This window comes from Streptomyces sp. NPDC001902 (assembly GCF_042891295.1).
Taxonomy (GTDB): Bacteria; Actinomycetota; Actinomycetes; order Streptomycetales; family Streptomycetaceae; genus Actinacidiphila.
Window position 1 is genome coordinate 143,473 of the sequence record NZ_JBIATA010000018.1, and the last position, 18,273, is coordinate 161,745.

The 18,273-nt window shown below is 73.4% G+C and carries 18 protein-coding genes and 1 riboswitch; of the genes, 5 read left to right on the forward strand and 13 right to left on the reverse strand.

Annotated features, from left to right (window positions below; translation table 11 throughout):
* Nucleotides 1-64 precede the first annotated feature (64 nt).
* A complete protein-coding gene (locus ACFYYN_RS27105; protein ID WP_500547844.1) occupies nucleotides 65-1,216 on the reverse strand; it encodes a transglycosylase family protein in 1,152 nt (383 codons plus the stop codon).
* Nucleotides 1,217-1,218: 2 nt separating this feature from the next.
* A riboswitch (cyclic di-AMP (ydaO/yuaA leader) is annotated at nucleotides 1,219-1,410 on the reverse strand.
* A gap of 634 nt (nucleotides 1,411-2,044) precedes the next feature.
* Here ACFYYN_RS27105 and ACFYYN_RS27110 point away from each other — a divergent pair.
* The gene (locus ACFYYN_RS27110) at nucleotides 2,045-3,052 is read left to right on the forward strand and encodes an aldo/keto reductase (protein WP_500547845.1); all 1,008 of its coding nucleotides are present in this window, start codon (nucleotides 2,045-2,047) and stop codon (nucleotides 3,050-3,052) included.
* 67 nt (nucleotides 3,053-3,119) lie between these two features.
* Here ACFYYN_RS27110 and ACFYYN_RS27115 read toward each other — a convergent pair whose 3' ends face one another.
* Nucleotides 3,120-3,752, reverse strand: coding sequence for a GNAT family N-acetyltransferase (locus ACFYYN_RS27115; protein WP_500547846.1), 633 nt, complete (start codon nucleotides 3,750-3,752; stop codon nucleotides 3,120-3,122).
* Nucleotides 3,753-3,845: 93 nt separating this feature from the next.
* Between ACFYYN_RS27115 and ACFYYN_RS27120 the strand changes: the two genes are divergently transcribed.
* Complete coding sequence (locus ACFYYN_RS27120) at nucleotides 3,846-4,343, forward strand: peptidylprolyl isomerase (protein ID WP_499515533.1); 498 nt, start codon at nucleotides 3,846-3,848, stop codon at nucleotides 4,341-4,343.
* Between the two features lie 61 nt (nucleotides 4,344-4,404).
* Here the strand turns inward: ACFYYN_RS27120 and ACFYYN_RS27125 are convergent, their stop codons facing one another.
* From ACFYYN_RS27125 to ACFYYN_RS27175, 11 genes are all read right to left on the reverse strand, one after another.
* Nucleotides 4,405-4,854, reverse strand: a complete 450-nt coding sequence (locus ACFYYN_RS27125) for a phospholipase (RefSeq protein WP_500323349.1) — start codon at nucleotides 4,852-4,854, stop codon at nucleotides 4,405-4,407.
* Between the two features lie 264 nt (nucleotides 4,855-5,118).
* Nucleotides 5,119-5,793: a cytochrome b/b6 domain-containing protein gene (locus tag ACFYYN_RS27130; RefSeq protein ID WP_500547847.1), complete on the reverse strand. Its 675-nt coding sequence runs from the start codon at nucleotides 5,791-5,793 to the stop codon at nucleotides 5,119-5,121.
* Nucleotides 5,777-6,487: a molybdopterin-dependent oxidoreductase gene (locus tag ACFYYN_RS27135; RefSeq protein WP_500547848.1), complete on the reverse strand. Its 711-nt coding sequence runs from the start codon at nucleotides 6,485-6,487 to the stop codon at nucleotides 5,777-5,779. The genes ACFYYN_RS27130 and ACFYYN_RS27135 overlap by 17 nt, the downstream gene beginning before the upstream one ends.
* An 82-nt stretch (nucleotides 6,488-6,569) precedes the next feature.
* A complete protein-coding gene (locus tag ACFYYN_RS27140) occupies nucleotides 6,570-7,751 on the reverse strand; it encodes a 4-hydroxybenzoate 3-monooxygenase (RefSeq protein WP_500547849.1) in 1,182 nt (393 codons plus the stop codon).
* 8 nt (nucleotides 7,752-7,759) lie between these two features.
* Nucleotides 7,760-8,935 (reverse strand): bifunctional 3-oxoadipate enol-lactonase/4-carboxymuconolactone decarboxylase PcaDC, encoded by a 1,176-nt coding sequence (gene pcaDC, locus ACFYYN_RS27145; RefSeq protein ID WP_500547850.1) that lies wholly within the window; start codon nucleotides 8,933-8,935, stop codon nucleotides 7,760-7,762.
* Between the two features lie 160 nt (nucleotides 8,936-9,095).
* Nucleotides 9,096-10,526 (reverse strand): 3-carboxy-cis,cis-muconate cycloisomerase, encoded by a 1,431-nt coding sequence (gene pcaB, locus ACFYYN_RS27150; protein WP_500547851.1) that lies wholly within the window; start codon nucleotides 10,524-10,526, stop codon nucleotides 9,096-9,098.
* The gene (gene pcaG, locus ACFYYN_RS27155; protein ID WP_500547852.1) at nucleotides 10,495-11,067 is read right to left on the reverse strand and encodes a protocatechuate 3,4-dioxygenase subunit alpha; all 573 of its coding nucleotides are present in this window, start codon (nucleotides 11,065-11,067) and stop codon (nucleotides 10,495-10,497) included. Before pcaG ends, pcaB begins: the two co-directional genes overlap by 32 nt.
* Entirely contained in the window at nucleotides 11,064-11,846 is a 783-nt protein-coding gene (pcaH, locus tag ACFYYN_RS27160) for a protocatechuate 3,4-dioxygenase subunit beta (protein WP_500547853.1), read from the reverse strand. Before pcaH ends, pcaG begins: the two co-directional genes overlap by 4 nt.
* Before the next feature lie 11 nt (nucleotides 11,847-11,857).
* A complete protein-coding gene (locus ACFYYN_RS27165) occupies nucleotides 11,858-13,051 on the reverse strand; it encodes a thiolase family protein (RefSeq protein WP_500323335.1) in 1,194 nt (397 codons plus the stop codon).
* A complete protein-coding gene (locus tag ACFYYN_RS27170) occupies nucleotides 13,048-13,704 on the reverse strand; it encodes a CoA transferase subunit B (protein ID WP_500547854.1) in 657 nt (218 codons plus the stop codon). The genes ACFYYN_RS27165 and ACFYYN_RS27170 overlap by 4 nt, the downstream gene beginning before the upstream one ends.
* The gene (locus tag ACFYYN_RS27175; protein ID WP_500356706.1) at nucleotides 13,704-14,474 is read right to left on the reverse strand and encodes a CoA transferase subunit A; all 771 of its coding nucleotides are present in this window, start codon (nucleotides 14,472-14,474) and stop codon (nucleotides 13,704-13,706) included. The genes ACFYYN_RS27170 and ACFYYN_RS27175 overlap by 1 nt, the downstream gene beginning before the upstream one ends.
* Before the next feature lie 137 nt (nucleotides 14,475-14,611).
* Here ACFYYN_RS27175 and ACFYYN_RS27180 point away from each other — a divergent pair, with 137 nt between their 5' ends.
* From ACFYYN_RS27180 to ACFYYN_RS27190, 3 genes are all read left to right on the forward strand, one after another.
* A complete protein-coding gene (locus ACFYYN_RS27180) occupies nucleotides 14,612-16,279 on the forward strand; it encodes an IclR family transcriptional regulator domain-containing protein (RefSeq protein ID WP_500547855.1) in 1,668 nt (555 codons plus the stop codon).
* Nucleotides 16,280-16,357: 78 nt separating this feature from the next.
* A complete protein-coding gene (locus tag ACFYYN_RS27185) occupies nucleotides 16,358-17,983 on the forward strand; it encodes a M48 family metallopeptidase (protein ID WP_500547856.1) in 1,626 nt (541 codons plus the stop codon).
* Nucleotides 17,926-18,273 (forward strand): hypothetical protein, encoded by a 348-nt coding sequence (locus ACFYYN_RS27190; RefSeq protein WP_500547857.1) that lies wholly within the window; start codon nucleotides 17,926-17,928, stop codon nucleotides 18,271-18,273. Before ACFYYN_RS27185 ends, ACFYYN_RS27190 begins: the two co-directional genes overlap by 58 nt.

The window sequence follows — 18,273 nt, forward strand, 5'->3', positions numbered from 1 at the left end:
CCCTGTTCCCTACAAACGGGGAACAGGGCACAGCCTACCGACGGATGACGGTCGATCAGTCCGATCAGACGTTGACGCCGTGGGCACGCAGGTACGCCAGCGGGTCCATGTCGGAGCCGAAGTCGGGGGTGGTGCGCACCTCGAAGTGCAGGTGCGGACCGGTCACGTTGCCGGTGGCGCCCGACAGGCCCAGCTGCTGACCGGCGGAGACCGACTGGCCGGCCGAGACCGACAGCGCGGACAGGTGGGCGTACTGCGAGTACCGGCCGTCGGCGTGCTTGACGACGACCTGGTTGCCGTACGAACCGCCCCAGCCCGCGGAGACCACGGTGCCGCCGGCGATCGACTTCACCTTGGTGCCGGTCGAGGCGATGAAGTCGACACCGGTGTGGTAGCCCTTGGACCACATGGCACCGGCCTGGTGGTAGGCGGTGCCCAGGGTGACGTGGTCGAGCGGGGCGGTGTAGCCGGAGGTGCTGGCGGCCTTGGCGGCGGCCGGCTTGGCGGCCGGGGCGGCCTTCGCGGCCTTGGGCGCGCTCTTGGCGGCGGCCTTCTCGCCCAGGGACAGGACCTGGCCCGGGTAGATCAGGTTCGGGTCGCCGCCGATGACCGACTCGTTGTTCGCGTACAGCTTCTGCCAGCCGCCCTCGACCGACCGGGCGTTGGCGATCTTGGAGAGGGTGTCGCCGCCGGCGACCTTGTAGGAGCCGCCGGCGCTCTTCGGCTTGGCGGTGGCGGCCTTCGGCGCCTCGGCCTTCTTGGCGGGGGCGGCGGGCTTGGCAGCCGGCTTCGCGGCGGTGCCGGAGACGCTCTGCGGGGTGGCCGACGGGTTGGCCATGGCCTTCGTCAGACCGGCCTTGGGACCGCACACGGGCCAGGCCTGCGGACCCTGGGTCGCGAGGACCTTCTCCGCGACGGCGATCTGCTCCGCCTTGGTCGCGAGGTCGGCGCGCGGGGCGTACTTCGTGCCGCCGAAGCCGGCCCAGGTGCTCTGGGTGAACTGCAGTCCGCCGTAGAAGCCGTTACCGGTGTTGATGGACCAGTTGTTGGTGCTCTCGCAGGCCGCGACCTTGTCCCAGACGCTCACGGGAGCGGCGTGGGCACCGGTGGCGCCGACGATCGGGAGCGCCACGGCGGCGCCGGTGGTGCCGGCCAGCGCGCTGATACGGGTAATGCGGGTGTTCCGCGGACGACGGTGCTTTCCCTTACCGGGCATGCCGAATTCCTCTCCGACGCCTGCGAGGTAAGCTGTCGGGTTCGGGCTGGAGATGCCCGGCCGCAATGGGGCATGCCAAATAAAGGCATGTCGCTGCGACTTCACCCCTAGCCGTCCCGAGACCAACGGGAACGGCAAACTACCTGGGTCCCCCGCTCCTGCCGTGCGGTCTTGTCATCCGGCGTCCGGGCAGCGGCAGGACTAGGCGTTCTACCCGGAAGAATCTCGCAGGAATTTGTCCTGCGAGATCTGGAAGCTAAACGACGGAATCGTCCCGGAGCAAGGACCAGAATCACGCCCCCCGGCGGACCGCAAGTCGATCATCCGCTTCTGTGACTTTAGGTGAGAAGTGTCCGCTCTGTGTAGGCGGAAAACTGTCCCACGGTAATTGCGCGATATCACCCGGTGAAATTCGGCGGGAACATTAGACGCTGCGTGGCCCATGGCCTCCGCTGCGTGTTCGGCGCGTGACACCCATCACGCATCGATTCCCTACGCATGCACTGTGGCCGCATATGTCCGGTTAGGCGGCTTAATGCCGGATAAGACAGGACGTGTTCCGGTCCAACCCGCCCCGGACCGCGCCGTCCTGAGGTCCCCCCGGAGGAACGCCCCCCGGATGCAACCGCCGAGGAGGGTCCGCGATTCCCGGACGGGCCGCGCCGAGGCGTTCCGCGGTGTGGCGTGCGCCACAACCACCCCTCCGGCGGGGCGAGAAAGGGGACGTGCACGACGGCCGCCGTCCGGAGAACGGACGTGACAGCGCCGATTGGGCGACGGTAGCCTCCCAATCCCGCACATTTTCTTACATCGCCCGGGAGACCTCGCGTGCCCTACCTCGCCGCCGACGACCGCTACGCCTCGATGGAATACCGCAGGACCGGGCGCAGCGGGGTCCTGCTGCCCGTCGTGTCCCTGGGCCTGTGGCACAACTTCGGCGACACCTCGCCGTTGGAGAACCAGCGCGCGGTGCTGCGCCGCGCCGTCGACCGCGGCGTGGTCCACATCGACCTGGCCAACAACTACGGCCCGCCCGCCGGCTCGGCCGAGGCCAACTTCGGCACCCTCTTCGCCCAGGACTTCCGCCCGTACCGCGACGAGCTCTTCATCGCCACCAAGGCCGGGTACGACATGTGGCCGGGACCGTACGGCGAATGGGGCAGCCGCAAGTACCTGCTCTCGTCGCTGGACCAGTCGCTGGGCCGCATGGGCCTGGACCACGTGGACGTCTTCTACTCGCACCGCTTCGACCCGGACACGCCCCTGGAGGAGACCATGGGCGCCCTGGACTCCGCGGTCCGCCAGGGCAAGGCCCTGTACGCCGGCATCTCCAACTACCCCGCCGAGGCGCACCGCCGGGCGACGGAGATCCTGCGCGAGCTGGGCACCCCGCTGCTGATCCACCAGGCCGCCTACAGCATCCTCCAGCGCGACCCGGAGGCCGGGGTCCTCGACGCCGTCGGCGACACCGGCACCGCGCTCATCGCGTACTCGCCGCTCGCCCAGGGCCAGCTCACCGACCGATACCTCCAGGGCGTGCCGGCCGACTCGCGGATGGCGCTCGGCCACTTCCTCAAGCGCGACGCCCTGACCGAGCTGAAGCTCACCTTCCTGCACGCCCTCAACAAGCTCGCCGGCGAGCGCGGTCAGACCCTGGCGCAGCTGGCCCTGAGCTGGGTGCTGCGCGACCCGCGGGTCGTCTCCGTCCTCATCGGCGCGAGCAGCGTCGCCCAGCTCGACCAGAACCTCGCCGCCCTCGACGCGGGCCCGCTCACCGCGGACGAGCTCGCCGAGATCGACCGCCTCTCGGCGGAGGCGGGCGTCCGCATCCCGTAACGGCCGCTCCGCACGTACGGAAGGGCGGGCCCCCGCAGGGGCCCGCCCTTCCGCGTCGGTGCCCGGCTCAGACGAGACGGGCCTCCAGCGCGGCGCGGACGCCGGGCCACTCGCCGGCGACGATGGAGTAGTACGCGCTGTCGCGGACGGTGCCGTCCACGGCGAGGGTGTGGGCGCGGCGGATGCCCTCGAAACGGCCGCCGATGCGCTCGATCGCCGCGCGGGAGCGCGCGTTGCGCGCGTCCGTCTTCAGGGTGACGCGCAACACGTCCCATACGTCGAACGCGTGGGTGAGCAGCAGCAGCTTCGCCTCGGTGTTGCAGGGGGTGCGCTGGGCGGAGGCGCCGAGCCAGGTGCTGCCGATCTCGGCGACGGTGGGCACCGCGCCGCTGCGGGGCACGGAGCGGCCGGCGGGCCAGGCGGGGGTGGCCGTCCAGTGGTCGAGGTCGAGGAACCGCGTGGAGCCGATCAGGGTGTCACGCTGGACGTCCCGCACGGCGAAGGGGAGCGCGGCCCCGGTCGCCTGGTCCTGGAGGGCCTCCTCGACGTAGCGCGCCATCGCCTCGCGGTCGGCCGGCACCTTTGTGTAGGCGTAGGTGTCGCGGGATTCGTCGGCGGCGCGCAGCAGCCCGTCCGCGTGGGCGGCGCTCAGCGGCTCCAGGCGGACGTGCTTGCCTTCCAGGGTCACGGGTTCGGGCATGCCCCGGATGCTGGTGTCCGGCCGGGTCACCCGTCAAGCGCGTTTCCGCGGGGCGCGTCGGAGGCCGGGCGTGATGGATGCGAAAATGGGGGCATGAACAGCAACGACGTGTTCTTCGACATCACGATCGACGGCGAGCCCGCCGGACGGATCGTGTTCACCCTGTTCGACGACGTGGTCCCCAAGACCGCGCGGAACTTCCGTGAGCTCGCCACCGGCGAGCACGGCTTCGGCTTCGAGGGTTCGCACTTCCACCGCGTGATCCCCGACTTCATGCTCCAGGGAGGCGACTTCACCGCCGGCAACGGCACCGGTGGCAAGAGCATCTACGGTGAGAAGTTCGCCGACGAGAACTTCCAGCTCAAGCACACCAAGCCCGGCCAGCTCTCCATGGCCAACGCGGGCCCGAACACCAACGGCTCGCAGTTCTTCATCACCACGATCGTCACCGACTGGCTCGACGGCAAGCACGTGGTCTTCGGCGAGGTCGTCGACGGCATGGACGTCGTCAAGAAGATCGAGTCGCTCGGCTCGCGCACCGGCGCGACCAGCGCCCGCGTCGAGATCGCCAAGTCCGGTACGGTCGCCTGACCCGGCTCCGCGAAGCGGCCCGGCACCGGAACGACCGGTGCCGGGCCGCTCGGCGTACGGGTCAGCCGAAGGCCTTGACCGCCTGGTAGTAGGTCCAGGCGGTGCTGTTGCAGGCGGTCGCGGTGGCGCCGCTGTAGCCGGCGCAGATGCGCTTGAGGTCCTCGTAGAAGGCGCTGTCGAGGCGGCTCTTGTTGGCGGAGAAGGAGCCCATCGCCTTGTAGTTGCGGTAGCCGAAGTCGTGCCGGGCGCAGGAGTTCTGGAACGGGAAGCCGAAGGGGTTGTCCGGGGAGCTGCTGCAGTAGTCGGTGGACCAGTCGAAGCCGTAGGCGGCCCAGGCGCCCTGGTTGCCGCGGGCGGACCACCAGGCGTTGTAGCTCGAGGCGCTGGTCTGGGTCCAACCGGCGAGCACCTGGGCCTTGTCGGCGGGGGCGGCCTGGGCGGGGACGGTGAAGACGACGGTGGCGACGGCGGCGACCGCGGTGGCGGCGAAGCCGGTCGTGATTCGGCGCATGGGGACTCCAGTCACTGACGGGCGCGGTGTGACGCGCGGGCATGGCGGTGCAACCGGATGCGGAACCGAACAGGTGGTACTGGTGTGCGAAGCCAGGATGGGGCCCCAGGGGTCTATGCGAGTAGATGCCGGACGGCAAAAATTACATGAACATGACGACGTGCCGCCGACGGCGGGCGTCGACGGCACGTCAAGAAGCTGACACCGTTGTCTGGTTCACTGACCCGCTGGACCCGCGGGCCGCACGTCCGCCCCTACGGGGCGTCAGGCCGCGGGGGTGCGCGGCCGGTCCCCGGGCTCCCCGGACCCGCCGTGCTCCCCAGGCTCCTCGGACTCCGTACGCTCCCACCGCGGATGGTGGCGGCGCGCCCATTCCGGCGTGACGAACCCGGTGCGCATCCCCAGCCGCGCCTGCGGGTCGTCGGCCGCCATCCACAGGTGTCCCGCGACCACCACGGCCACCGCCAGGGCCAGCCAGTCGTGGACGAAGGTCGCGCCGGTACGCCACACCAAGCCGCTCAGGTGCGGGAACATCATCAGCAGCCCGGTGCCGAGCATGACGAGCACCGCGCCCGCGGCGAAGGACGCGTACAGCTTCTGCCCGGCGTTGAACTTCCCCGCCGCACGACGGTCGTGGGGGACGCGGCGCAGCACGTCCCGCAGCCAGCCCCGGTCGTAGGGGGCGAACCGGTTGAGCAGCCGCAGGTCGCGCCGGAAGGCGCGGGAGGCGAGGCCCGCGAGGGCGGGCAGCGGCAGGGCGATGCCGGACCATTCGTGCACGGTGACCACCAGCCGCCTGCGGCCGACAAGTTCGGCGAGCGGGGGCAGGTAGAGGGCCGCCGCCGTGAAGAGGCAGACCAGCATCAGGGCGGCCGTGCTGCGGTGCACCCAGCGCTCGCCACGGGTGAAGCGGCGCACGGTCTCAGGACGTGGGGTCATCGTGGCGTCCGTTCGAGCGGCCGACCCAGGCGTCGACGTCGTAGCCGTAGTGCTCCCAGTAGCCGGGCCGCACGTCCCGGGTGACCTCGATGCCCGAGAGCCACTTGGCGGACTTGTAGAAGTACATCGGCGCCACGTACAGCCGCACGGGGCCGCCGTGGGCCGTGGTCACCGGCTTGTCCTGCATCCGCAGGGCGACCAGCACGTCGTCCCTGCGGGCCTGTTCGAGGGTGAGGCTCTCGCTGTACACCCCGTCGAAGCAGGTGAAGCGCACGGCGCCGGCACCGTCCTGCACGCCCGCGAGGTCGAGGAGGTGGGACAGCCGCACCCCTTCGAAGGGCGTGCCCGGCACGCGCCACCCGGTCACGCACTGCACGTCGCGCACCATCCTGGTCTGCGGCATCGCCCGCAGTTCGGCCAGGGTGTGGGTGGCCTTCCGGTCGACGAGGCCGGAGACGGTGAGGCGGTAGTCGGTCGCGTCCCGGTGGGGAACGGAGTCCGCCACGTTGTAGATGCGGAAGCCGCCGCCCCCGGGGAGCAGTCCGCTGAGCCCGGTGGGGTCCTTCCCCGCCACCTGGGAGAGCGCCGAGTCCAGTCCGTCCTGCGCGCGGCTGCCGAACGCCACCCCCAGGGCGCCCAGCCCGAGCATCCCGAGCACCACGCGCCGGCCGACCGGCGTGCCCTTGCCTTCCATACCCCTCACCGTAAGCCCGCGCGAGGCGGTTGCGGACCGCCGGGGCCGCACGTAAGCAAGGCGTAAGAGGTTCGGTCCCGGGCTAACCGATCTCCAGGCCCGCGTAGTTCTCGGCGAGTTCGGCCGCCGCGTGCGGGGAGGCGGCGATGCGGTCGAGCTGGGAGATCTGCAGCCGGGTGTCGAAATCGCTCTGCGCCGGGTCGGTGTGCAGGGTCGTGGTCATGAACCAGGAGAAGTGCTCGGCACGCCACACCCGCCGCAGGCAGGTGTCGGAGTAGGCGTCGAGCAGGGCGGAGGAACCGGTCTCCGCCAGGGCGGCGAAGGCACGGGCCAGGACGATGACGTCGGCGGCCGCCAGGTTGAGGCCCTTGGCGCCGGTCGGCGGCACGATGTGCGCGGCGTCGCCGGCGAGCAGCACGCGGCCCCAGCGCATCGGCTCGGTCACGAAGCTGCGCATCGGCAGCACGGCCTTGGAGGTGATGGGACCGCGCTCCAGCTTCCAGTCCCCGTCGACGGCGAAGCGGGCGTCCAGTTCGTCCCAGATCCGCTCGTCGGACCATTCGGCGGGATCGGTGCCGCCCGGCACCTGCAGGTAGAGCCGGCTGACCTGGGAGGAACGCATGCTGTGCAGCGCGAAACCGCGGGGCGAGTGCGCGTAGATCAGCTCCTCGCAGGACGGCGCGACGTCGGCGAGGATCCCCAGCCACGAGAAGGGGTACACCCGCTCGTACGTCCGCCGGGCGTGCTCCGGGACCGCCGCGCGCGTCACGCCGTGGAAGCCGTCGCAGCCGACGACGTAGTCGCAGGTGAGGGTCTCCTCCCGGCCCTCGTGGCGGTAGCGGACCACCGGGCGGTCCGTATCGGCCCCCTCGACCGCGTGCACATGGGCGCCGAACAGCAGCGGCGCCCCGTCCTGGAGCTGGAGGGCGATCAGGTCCTTGACGACCTCGGTCTGGGCGTAGACCCACACGCGCCGTCCGCCGGTGAGGGCCGGGAAGTCCAGTCGGTGGGAGCGGCGGTCCCAGCGCAGCTCGATGCCGTCGTGGACGAGGCCCTCGCGGTCCAGGCGCGCGCCCGCGCCGGACGAGCGGAGCACGTCGACCGTGCCCTGTTCCAGGATCCCGGCGCGCTGGCGCTGCTCGACGTACTCGCGGTCGCGGCTCTCCAGGACGACGCAGTCGATGCCGGAGCGGTGGAGCAGACGGGCCAGCAGGAGGCCCGCGGGACCGGCACCGACGATGGCGACGGTGGTGTGGAGCTGCATGTGTTCTCCTACTCCTCTTCTTCCTCGAGGATGCGGTTCGCCACGGCGAACGCGGCGTTGGCCGCGGGAACGCCGCAGTAGACGGCGGACTGGAGCAGGACCTCCTGGATCTCCTCCCAGGTCAGGCCGTTGTGCCGCGCGGCGCGCACGTGCATCGCCAGCTCGTCCAGGTGGCCGTGGGCCACCAGCGCGGTGAGGGTGATGCAGCTGCGGGTCCTGCGGCTCAGGCCCGGCCGGGTCCAGATCTCACCCCATGCGTAGCGGGTGATGAAGTCCTGGAAGGGCGCGGTGAAGGCGGTGGTGCGGGCGACCGCCCGGTCGACGTGCGCGTCGCCGAGCACGGCACGGCGGACGGCCATGCCCTCGGTGTGGCGGGCGCCGTCGTCGGCGGCCGGCTCGGTGGCGAAGTGCTGCAGGAGCGCCGCGAGGACGGGGGCCGGGCGCTCGACGCCGGCCAGGTGGGCGGCGTGCGCCACCTCGGTGAGGCTCGCCCCGGGGATGCCGTCGGCGAGGACACGGGCGTCCGCGACCGGGGTCGCCGGGTCGCCGCGGCCCGCGACGACGAGGGTGGGCGCGGTGATCCGGGACAGGTCGGCGCGTACGTCGTAGGCGGCGAGGGCGTCGCAGAGGGTCGCGTACGCCTCCGGGTCGGCGGCGCGCAGGTCGTCCAGGAGGGCGCCGACGGCGCGGTCGCCGGCGAACTCCGGGGTGAACCAGCGGGTGGCCGCGGTGTCGGCGACGGGTCCCGTGCCCTTCGCCCTGACCAGGGCCGCGCGTTCCCGCCACCCGTCCGGGTCGCCGAAGTCGGCGGAGGAGCACACGATCGCGAGCGCGGCGACCCGTTCGGGGTGGTGGATCGCGAGCCAGGTCCCCACGGCCCCGCCGAGGGAGACGCCGGCGTAGGCGAAGCGGTCGGCGCCGAGCGCGTCGGCGAGGGCCAGCACCGAGCGGGCCAGGTCCTCGACCGTGCCGTCCTCCGGGAGCAGCGCGGCGGGGCTGCCGCCGTGGCCGGGCAGGTCCCAGCGGATGACGCGGTGCCCGCGGGCGAGGGCGGGGACCTGCGGGTCCCACACGGCCAGCGAGGTGCCCAGGCTCGGCCCGAGGATCAGCGGCGGCAGGCCCGGCGCGCCGTCCACCCGGTGGTGCGGCAGTCGGGGCTCCACGGCCTCGTGCGGCGTGCTCATGCGGGCTCCTCGCGGATGGTGCTGACGGGTGCGTACGGCGGTGTCACGGCGCCCTTTCAGGGCCCGGCGGCCGGGCGGGCGCCCGCCCGGGGCCGAAGTCCCCCGGACATGGCGTACCCCGATCGGCCCGGGTCGCGGAAGGGGGCGGGGGCGGGGGCGGTCACGAGGACGTCCCCGCGGGGCCGGGGCGGCGCAGGGCGCGGTCGACGAGCGCGCCGGCCGACCCCGTGTAGCGGGTGGGGTCGGTGAGCTCCCGGAGGCGCCCCTCGGGGAGGAGGCCGCCGAGGGCCGGGTCCTGCGCCAGGGCGTCGTCGAGGGCGATCCCCTCCTCGGCGACGCGTCTGGAGGCCCGTGCGAGGGCGGACTTGGCCTCGCCGCGGCCCATGAGAGCGGTCAGGGCCGCGGCGAGACGTTCGGTGACCACCAGACCGCCCGTCGTGCCGAGGGTCTCGCGCATGCGGTGCGGGTGGACGCGCAGGCCCGCGGCGAGTCCGGCGGCGTCCCGGGCGGCGCCGCCGACGAGGCGCAACACCTCGCGCAGGGGCTGCCATTCGGCGTGCCAGGCGCCGGCCGGGCGTTCGTCCTCCGCGGCCAGGGAGCCGTACAGCACGGCGGCGAGCGCCGGCACCTGGCGGGCCGTGGCGGCGATGAGCGTGGCGCGGACGGGGTTGGCCTTGTGGGGCATGGCCGAGGAACCGCCGCCGGCGCCCTCGGTGACCTCGCCGACCTCGGTGCGCGACAGCACCAGTACGTCGGCGGCGATCTTGCCCAGCGCGCCCGCCGCGAAGGCGAGTGCCCCCGCGAGGTCGGCGATGGGCGTCCGCAGGGTGTGCCAGGGGAGAACGGGTTCCGCCAGCCCGGTCTCGGCGGCGTAGGCGGCGAGGAGCCGCGGAGCGGCGGCGGCGTTCACGCCGGGGGCGGTGCCGTCCGCCTCGGCGAAGGCGCCGAAGGCGGCGAGCGTGCCGGCGGCACCGCCGAGTTGCACGGGCAGGTCGCCACGGACGGCGGTCAGCCGGTCGTACGCGTCCAGGACCAGGGAGCGCCAGCCGGCCGCCTTGAGTCCGAAGGTGGTGGGGACGGCGTGCTGCGTCAGCGTGCGTCCCGGCATCGGGGTGTCGCGGTGCTCCGTGGCGAGCCGTCGGAACGCCCCGGCCGCGGCGGCGAGGTCGTCCAGGACGAGGCCCAGCGCGCGGGACACGACGAGCATCGCCGCGGTGTCCAGGATGTCCTGGCTGGTGGCGCCGCGGTGCACATAGGGGGCGGCGTCCGCGTCCCGCTCCCCCACCGCCTCGGTCAGGTCGGCGACCAGCGGGATCACCGGGTTGCCGCCGGCCCGGGCGCGCAGCGCGAGGTCGCGCGGGTCGAACCGGCCGGGCTCGGCCGCGGCGGCGGTCACCGCGGCCGCCGCGGACACCGGCGCGAGACCCAGCGCGGCCTGCGCCCGGGTCAGTGCGGCCTCCGCGTCGAGCATGCCCCGTACGAAGGCCGCGTCCCCGGTCGCCTCCTCGGCGGCCGACCCGGCCCGGACCGGGGAGAGCAGGCCGACGTCCGCGGCGGGGTCAGTCGAAGGCAAGGAAGACCGTCTCCTCATGCACTCCGTCGTACTGGAGCCGCACGTCGAAGCGGTGGACGCGCCCGCCCTCCGGAGTGGCGACCAGGGTGGCACGCCGCTGCGGCTCCAGGGAGCCGAGCAGCGGGTCCCCCTCGGCGTCGCGGAGGTAGACCCGGGTGTGCAGGTGGTGGAGGAGACCGCGGGCGAAGACGATCAGCGACAGGTACGGGACGCCGCCGGGCGGGAACGTGCGGATCACGTAGTGTCCGTCCGCGTCGGTGGCGACGCGCCCGAAGCCGGTGAAGACCAGTCCGTCGCGCCCGAGGACCGCCCCGGTGACCTGGTCGCGGCGCAGCGAACCGGGGGCGCCGTGCCGGGAGCCGTCGGGGGCGGGCTGCCAGACCTCGATGAGCGCGTCGGGGACGGGCTGCCCCGCGCCGTCGTAGACCCAGCCGTGGACGGTGACGGTGTCCGGGTGCCCGGCGGGGGCGAGGTCGCCGCCCTGGGGGAACGGCAGCGCGTAGCCGTAGAAGGGGCCCACGGTCTGCGAGGGCGTGGGGCCGGGTGCCTCGCCGCTCATCGACCCTCCTCGATCCAGGTGGCGGCCGGGCCGTCCAGGACGATGTCCCAGCGGTAGCCGAGCGACCATTCGGGGGTGGACAGGTCGTGGTCGTACGTCGCGACCAGCCGCTGCCGGGCCGAGTCGTCGGTGACGGACTGCAGGATCGGGTCGTAGGCGAAGAGCGGGTCCCCGGGGAAGTACATCTGGGTGACCAGGCGCTGGGTGAACGCCGGGCCGAAGAGCGAGAAGTGGATGTGGGCCGGGCGCCAGGCACCCAGGTGGTTGCGCCAGGGGTAGGCGCCGGGCTTGATGGTGACGAACTCGTAGGTGCCGTCGTCCCCGGTCAGGGTGCGGCCGACACCCGTGAAGTTCGGGTCCAGCGGGGCGGGATGGTCGTCCCGCTGGTGCGCGTAGCGACCGGAGGCGTTGGCCTGCCAGATCTCGACGAGCTGGCCGCGCACGGGCCGGCCCGCGCGGTCCAGGACGCGCCCGGTGACCTTGATGCGCTCGCCCAGCGGCTCGGCCTGGTGCTGCCGCGTCAGGTCGTGGTCGAGGGCGGTGACGTCGGTGACGCCGAAGACCGGGCCCGAGAGCTCCACGGCCTCGGGGTCGCCGGCGGCCGGCCCCGCCGCCACCAACGGGCGCTTGGGATGGCGCAGGACGCTGCTCCGGTAGGGGGCGTAGCCGCGGTCGGGGTGGTCCTCGGCGGCGCCGCCGTCGGCACGTCGCTTGGCGTAGGCCGCGCGCTCGTCGGCGATCTCGGCGGAGATCTCGCCCTGGGTGAGGGGGCTGCTCATGCGGAGGGCTCCTACCTTTCCAGGACGAGGGCGAGACCCTGCCCGACGCCGATGCACAGGGCGGCGAGGCCGGTGCCCGAACCCGCGGCCGCGAGCTGGTGGGCGACGGCGCCGGCGATGCGGGCGCCGGAGGCGCCGAGCGGGTGGCCGACGGCGATGGCGCCGCCGCGCGGGTTGACGATCGAGGGGTCGAGCTCGGGCCATCCGGCGAGGCAGCCGAGCACCTGCGAGGCGAAGGCCTCGTTGAGCTCGACGGTGCTGAGGTCGCCGAAGCCCTTGCCGGCCTTGGCCAGCGCCTTGCGGACGGCCTCGACGGGGGCGAGGCCGAAGTAGTCGGGCTCGATGCCGGTGACGGCCGAGGCGCGGATGCGCGCGAGCGGCTCGCGTCCGGTGGCCTTCAGGCCCTCCTCGTCGACGACGAGCAGCGCGGCCGCCCCGTCGTTGAGGGGCGAGGAGTTGCCCGCGGTGACGGTGCCGCCGTCCTTGCGGAAGGCGGGCTTGAGGCGGGCGAGCGCCTCCATGGAGGTGGTGTCGCGGATCGTCTCGTCGCGCGGCAGGTCCACGCCGTCGACCGGGACGACCTCGGCCTCGTACAGGCCGTCCTTCCAGGCGCGGGCCGCCTTCTCGTGGCTGGCGACGGCGAAGGCGTCCTGCTGTTCCCTGGTGATGCCGTGCCGGTCGGCGATCAGCTCCGCGCTCTCGCCGAGCGGGATGGTCCACCGCGGGTCCATCCTCGGGTTGACCATGCGCCAGCCGAGGGTGGTGGAGTACAGCTCCTGGTGGCCCGCGGGGAAGGCGCGTTCGGGCTTGGGCAGCACCCAGGGGGCCCGGCTCATGGACTCCACACCGCCGGCGATGGCGACGGAGACGTCGCCGACGGCCACGGCGCGGGCGGCCTGGATCACGGCCTCCATGCCGGAGCCGCAGAGCCGGTTGACCGTGGTGCCGGGCACGGTGACGGGCAGCCCGGCGAGCAGTGCGGCCATCCTGGCGACGTTGCGGTTGTCCTCGCCCGCCGCGTTGGCGTCACCGAAGAAGACGTCGTCGATCCGGGCCGGGTCGAGCTCGGGCGTACGGGCCACCAGCGAGGCCACGACGTGCGCCGCGAGGTCGTCGGGACGCACTCCTGACAGGGCGCCGCCGTACTTGCCGACCGGGGTACGGACCGCGTCGACGACGTACACCTCACGCAGCTGCCCGCTCATCGGACGCTCCCTTCTGCGGCGAGGGCGACGTGCACCGGGGCCGCGGTCTTGTCCAGGATCTCCTGCGTGGTGACGCCGGGGGCGGTCTCCACGAGGACGAGTCCCCCGTCGGTGACGTCGAGGACGCCCAGGTCGGTGATGATCCGGTCCACGCAGGCCCGGCCGGTGAGCGGCAGCGCGCATTCCTGGAGGATCTTGGGGCTGCCGTCCTTGGCGGTGTGGGTCATGGTGACGATGACCCGCCGGGCGCCGTGCACCAGGTCCATCGCGCCGCCGATGCCGGTGACGAGCTTGCCGGGGACGGCCCAGTTCGCCAGGTCGCCGCGGGCGGAGACCTGCATGGCGCCGAGCACGGCGGTGTCGATGTGGCCACCGCGGATCATCCCGAAGGACAGCGCGGAGTCGAAGAAGGCCGCGCCGGGCAGGACGGTGACGGTCTCCTTGCCCGCGTTGATCAGGTCGGGGTCGACCTCGTCCTCGTCGGGGAAGGGGCCCGTGCCGAGGATGCCGTTCTCGGACTCCAGGATGACCTCGACGCCCTCGGGGAGGTGGTTGGGGATCAGCGTCGGCAGGCCGATGCCGAGGTTGACGTACTCGCCGTCGCGCAGTTCCCGGGCCGCGCGGGCGGCCATCTCGTCGCGTGTCCAGGCCATCAGGCCCGCACCTCCCTGGCCGTGACCGTACGGAATTCGATCTTCTTGTCGGCGGCCTGCTCCGGGGTGAGCGCCACCACGCGCTGGACGAAGATGCCGGGCAGGTGCACCTGGTCGGGGTCGATCGCGCCGGGCTCGACGAGTTCCTCGACCTCGGCGACGGTGATCCGGCCGGCCATCGCGGCGAGCGGGTTGAAGTTGCGGGAGGCCTTGTTGAAGACCAGGTTGCCGTGGCGGTCGCCCTTGGCGGCGCGGACGAGCGCGAAGTCGGTGGTGATGCCGCGCTCCAGGACGTACTCGACGCCGTCGAACGCGCGCACCTCCTTCGGCTCGGAGGCCAGTGCCACGCCTCCGTCCCCGTCGTAGCGCCAGGGCAGGCCGCCCTCGGCGACCTGGGTGCCGACGCCGGCCGGGGTGTAGAAGGCGGGGATGCCGCAGCCGCCGGCGCGCAGGCGCTCGGCCAGGGTGCCCTGCGGGATCAGTTCGAGCTCCAGTTCGCCGGCCAGGTACTGGCGGGCGAACTCCTTGTTGGCCCCGATGTAGCTGCCGGTGACACGGGCGATGCGGCGCGCGGCGAGCAGGACCGCGAGGCCCGAGTCGAGGGCGCCGCAGTTGTTGGAGACGACGGCGAGACCGCTGACCCCGGCTTCGTAGAGGGCCTGGACCAGCGTGTTCGGCACGCCGCTCAGGCCGAAGCCGCCGACCGCCAGCGACGCGCCGTCCTGGACGTCCGCTACGGCCTCAGCGGCCGAGGCGACCACCTTGTCCATCCTGCGCCCACCTTCTTGTTCGTCCAGTGAACTTAAGTTCACAATTGCTTGTGCCCGAGTGTGATCCTCGGGCGCCCGCTCTGTCAACGTTCCGGGGCGGTACGGTTTCGACGACGTTTCGCCACGCTGGAGTGCTGATGACACCGCTGACCACCGCGACCGCGCCCCCGCCGCAGGAGGCCGTCGGCCCCCTCGTCCGGGGACTGGCGGTGCTGCGCGAGCTGGCCGCGGCCGACGGCCGGCGCTCGGTCGGCGACCTCGTGCGGGCCACCGGCCTGGCGCGGTCCACGGTGGACCGGGTGGTCAGCACGCTCGTCCGCACCGGTTACCTGCGGGTCGAGGGCCGCGAAGCCGTCCTCGCCCCCCGGCTGATGGAACTAGGCAACGCCTACCTCGCCGCCAGCCGCTTCCCCGACCTGCTGGGACCGCTCGCCGACGCCCTGGCCGACGGCCTGGACGAGTCCGTGTCCATCGCCGTGCCGGACGGCGACGGGGTCCGCTTCGTCCACCAGGCGACCCGGCGCCGCGCGATGTCCCTGACCTTCCGCATCGGCGACCAGCTGCCGGCCGAGCGCGGCGCCCCCGGGGCGCTCTTCGCGGGCGACTGGGACGACGCCGGATGGGAACGGTGGCGCCACCGCCGCGCGGCGGACCCGCTGGACACCGGCTTCCCCGCACTGCCCCGCGGACACGGTGACGCCGCCGCCTCCTTCCCGGAGCGGGTCGCCGCCGCGCGCACCCACGGCTGGTCGGCAGACGACCAGCTGATCGAACCGGGACTGATCGCCGTCGCCGTGCCCGTACGGGACAGCGCCGGGCAGCCGGTGTGCGCGGTGAGCGTGGTCAGCCACACCAGCAGGCACAGCGCCGAGTCGCTGCGCGAGGCCGTGCTGCCCCGGCTGCGGGAGACGGTCGCGGCCATGGAGGACGCCCTCTCACGGCCCGCCGACGCCCCCGCCCCCTCCCCCACCGACGCGTCGCCCTCGCCCGCCGCCTGGACGCGGGCCTCCAAGCAGGAGCTCGGGCCGGAGTTCGTGGAGTCCCTGGCCCGCGGGCTCGCCGTGCTCACCGCCTTCGGCGGGGGCCGGGCCGAACTCCCCCTCACCGCCGTCGCCGAGGCCACCGGGCTGGCCCGCGCCACCGCGCGGCGCTCCCTCATCACCCTGGAGCACCTGGGCTACATCGCTTCCGAGGGCCGCCTCTTCCGGCTCACCCCGCACGTGCTGGAGCTGGGCTGCGCCCACCTGTCGCGGCTGACGCTCCCCGAGATCGCCCTGCCCCATCTGATCGAACTGGTCGGGGCGGTGCACGACTCCGCGTCGATGGCGGTGCTGTCCGGCGAGCACATCCAGTACGTGGCGCGCGTGCCCACCGTCCGCATCATGAGCGTCAACATCACGGTCGGCACCCGCTTCCCCGCCTACGCCACCGCGATGGGGCGCGTCCTGCTGGCGGGGCTGCCCGCCCGGGACCGCGCGGCACACCTCGCGCGCACCGGCTTCGCACGGCTGACCCGGCACACCGTCACGGACGCACCGCGCCTGGCCCGTGTCCTCGACGAGGTCGCCGCCGAGGGGCACGCCCTGGTCAGCGAGGAGCTGGAGGAGGGCCTGCGGTCCATCGCCGTCCCCGTCCGCGACCGCGGCGGCCGGGTGGTGGCCGCGATCAACGTCTCCATGCACGCCAGCCGCCGCTCCGTGGAGCAGTCGCGTTCCGAACTGCTGCCCCCGCTCCTCGAAGCCGCCGCACGCATCGGCGACGACCTGTGCGTGGTGGGCCGTTACGCGCGCGTACCGGTCGGCTGAGGGGCCTGTGGACAAGTGGTCCACGCCGTCCGCGAGCGGGCATCATCGAGGGACACGGGGGACGCGAGGGGGTGACCGATGGGCGCGGTGTGGGCGTCGTTACGGGCGCTGTTGGCGATCGTGCTGCTGGCGGGTCTGGTCGTGCTGATCGGCGGGCTCGGGCTCGGCGTGCTGGGTCTGCTCGGCCTCTTCCTGCTCGCGGCCCGGGACGGTCACGCCGACCTCGCCATGCGCGGTGTCATCGTCGCGGCGGCCGCCGTCCCGCTGCTGCTAAGCATCGTCCAGGGGCTGGGCGCGATCACCAGGGCGCCGCCGCTGCGGGCGGACGCGGTACCGGTGTCCCGCGAAGAGGCCCCCGCGCTGTGGGAGTTGGCCACCGGCATCGCCTGGCAGGTCGGGGCGCGCCCGCCTGACGTGCTGCTGCTGACCGGGGACGCCAACGCGTCCGTGTCCGAGGACGGGGCCGCGCTGGGCCTGCTGTCCGGGCAGCGCCGGCTCCACCTGGGCCTGCCCCTGCTGGCGAGCCTCACCCACGCGGAGCTGAGGGCCGTGCTGGCCCACGAGTTCGGCCACTTCTCCCACCGTCACACGCGCTTCGGGGCCGTCGCGTACCGGTGCGACGCCGCCCTGGCCACGACCCTCGGCCAGTGGAACACCGGGACGAGGTGGTTCTCCCTCCCGCACCTCGTGATGCGCGGCTCCGTACGGCTGTACGCGCTGGTCTTCCGGTGGCTCACCTTCGCGGTACGACGCCGCCAGGAGCTGGAGGCGGACCGCACGGCCGCACGCCTGGCCGGGCGCGAGGTGACGGCGTCGGCGCTGCGCGCGACGCACGGCACCGCGGTGGCGTGGCGGAGGTTCCAGCAGGAATGGCTCGATCCGGCCGCCCTGGTGGGGATGCACCCCGACAACCCCTACCTGGCGTTCCGTTCGCTCCTCGGCGAGCTGGGCGTCCGGCGCGTACCGGTGGACGACGACCGCGTCCGCCCGCACCGGCGCGACTCGCACCCGCCGCTCGGTCTCAGGCTGCGCCGTCTGCGGGAACTCGACGTCCCGCCCGGGGAGGACGACGGGAGCGGCGCGCTCCGGCTGCTCCCCGGAGACGTGGGACGTGTGCTCGGGGAACTGCGCGGTCCGCTGGCCCACAGCCGGACGACCGTCCCGTGGGAGCGCTGGATCAAGCTCTCCGCCAACCGCGTTGCGGGCACGCGTGCCTGGGACCTCCTGCGTGCCGCGTCGCGCGCGACCGGCGAGCGGCTCCCGGGGCTGGACACCGTGCTGCGCCTGCTCGCCGACGACGGACCGGGCGCGCTGGCCCGGGAGTCGACGGCACCGGCGAGGAGCTGGCGCAGTCGCTGCACGCGCTGGTGGGCCACACCTTGCTTCGGGAGGGGCGGGCCGCCTGGGTCCCCCTGTGGGGCGGGAGCACCCGCCTGGTGTGCGACGGCCTGGCCGACGACGGGCTGCGCGTGCTCGTCACGGAGGCGCTCTCCGAGCCGCCCCAACTTGACCGGTTGCGCCTCCACCTCACACTCCTGGACGTGGACCCCGACCGCTCGGGACCGCCCGATCCGGCGCATCCGTGGCTGGCGGAGGGACCGGGCGACGCGAAGGAGCCGTCCTTCCAGGGATGGCGGTTCACGACCGTGGTGGACCCCGACGCGGAGCAGCAGAGGAAGCACCAGACCCGCGTCGGGCTCGTGACGGTCGGCGCCGCCGCCCTCGTCGGGATCGTCGTGGCGATCGCCGGCGGCGGCGACGGCACGACGCCGCCGCCCGGTGGGACGCCCTGTCACGTCGTCAACGGCAGCCTGGAATGCGGCCCGGGCCTACCCGGAGCGACCGGCTACCAGCCGGCCCAGGACTGGCGGACGGCCTTCCCCTCGTACCGCCCGACCTACCCGATCCACCCGACCTACCTGCCGAGCCTGCTGCCCGTCCCGAGCATCAGCTTCTCGCTGCGCCCGCTCGCTCCCGTACCCTCGGGCGGCTGA

Excerpts from the sequence above, each read along its gene's own strand:
- ACFYYN_RS27180 (WP_500547855.1), top strand. The coding sequence starts at position 14,612 with ATGACACCGCTGACCACCGCGACCGCGCCCCCGCCGCAGGAGGCCGTC.
- pcaB (WP_500547851.1), bottom strand. The coding sequence starts at position 10,526 with ATGAGGAGACGGTCTTCCTTGCCTTCGACTGACCCCGCCGCGGACGTC.
- ACFYYN_RS27165 (WP_500323335.1), bottom strand. The coding sequence starts at position 13,051 with ATGAGCGGGCAGCTGCGTGAGGTGTACGTCGTCGACGCGGTCCGTACC.
- pcaH (WP_500547853.1), bottom strand. The coding sequence starts at position 11,846 with ATGAGCAGCCCCCTCACCCAGGGCGAGATCTCCGCCGAGATCGCCGAC.
- ACFYYN_RS27185 (WP_500547856.1), top strand. The coding sequence starts at position 16,358 with ATGGGCGCGGTGTGGGCGTCGTTACGGGCGCTGTTGGCGATCGTGCTG.
- ACFYYN_RS27130 (WP_500547847.1), bottom strand. The coding sequence starts at position 5,793 with ATGACCCCACGTCCTGAGACCGTGCGCCGCTTCACCCGTGGCGAGCGC.
- pcaDC (WP_500547850.1), bottom strand. The coding sequence starts at position 8,935 with ATGAGCACGCCGCACGAGGCCGTGGAGCCCCGACTGCCGCACCACCGG.
- ACFYYN_RS27125 (WP_500323349.1), bottom strand. The coding sequence starts at position 4,854 with ATGCGCCGAATCACGACCGGCTTCGCCGCCACCGCGGTCGCCGCCGTC.
- ACFYYN_RS27135 (WP_500547848.1), bottom strand. The coding sequence starts at position 6,487 with ATGGAAGGCAAGGGCACGCCGGTCGGCCGGCGCGTGGTGCTCGGGATG.
- ACFYYN_RS27105 (WP_500547844.1), bottom strand. The coding sequence starts at position 1,216 with ATGCCCGGTAAGGGAAAGCACCGTCGTCCGCGGAACACCCGCATTACC.
- ACFYYN_RS27140 (WP_500547849.1), bottom strand. The coding sequence starts at position 7,751 with ATGCAGCTCCACACCACCGTCGCCATCGTCGGTGCCGGTCCCGCGGGC.
- ACFYYN_RS27170 (WP_500547854.1), bottom strand. The coding sequence starts at position 13,704 with ATGGCCTGGACACGCGACGAGATGGCCGCCCGCGCGGCCCGGGAACTG.
- ACFYYN_RS27115 (WP_500547846.1), bottom strand. The coding sequence starts at position 3,752 with ATGCCCGAACCCGTGACCCTGGAAGGCAAGCACGTCCGCCTGGAGCCG.
- ACFYYN_RS27120 (WP_499515533.1), top strand. The coding sequence starts at position 3,846 with ATGAACAGCAACGACGTGTTCTTCGACATCACGATCGACGGCGAGCCC.
- ACFYYN_RS27175 (WP_500356706.1), bottom strand. The coding sequence starts at position 14,474 with ATGGACAAGGTGGTCGCCTCGGCCGCTGAGGCCGTAGCGGACGTCCAG.
- pcaG (WP_500547852.1), bottom strand. The coding sequence starts at position 11,067 with ATGAGCGGCGAGGCACCCGGCCCCACGCCCTCGCAGACCGTGGGCCCC.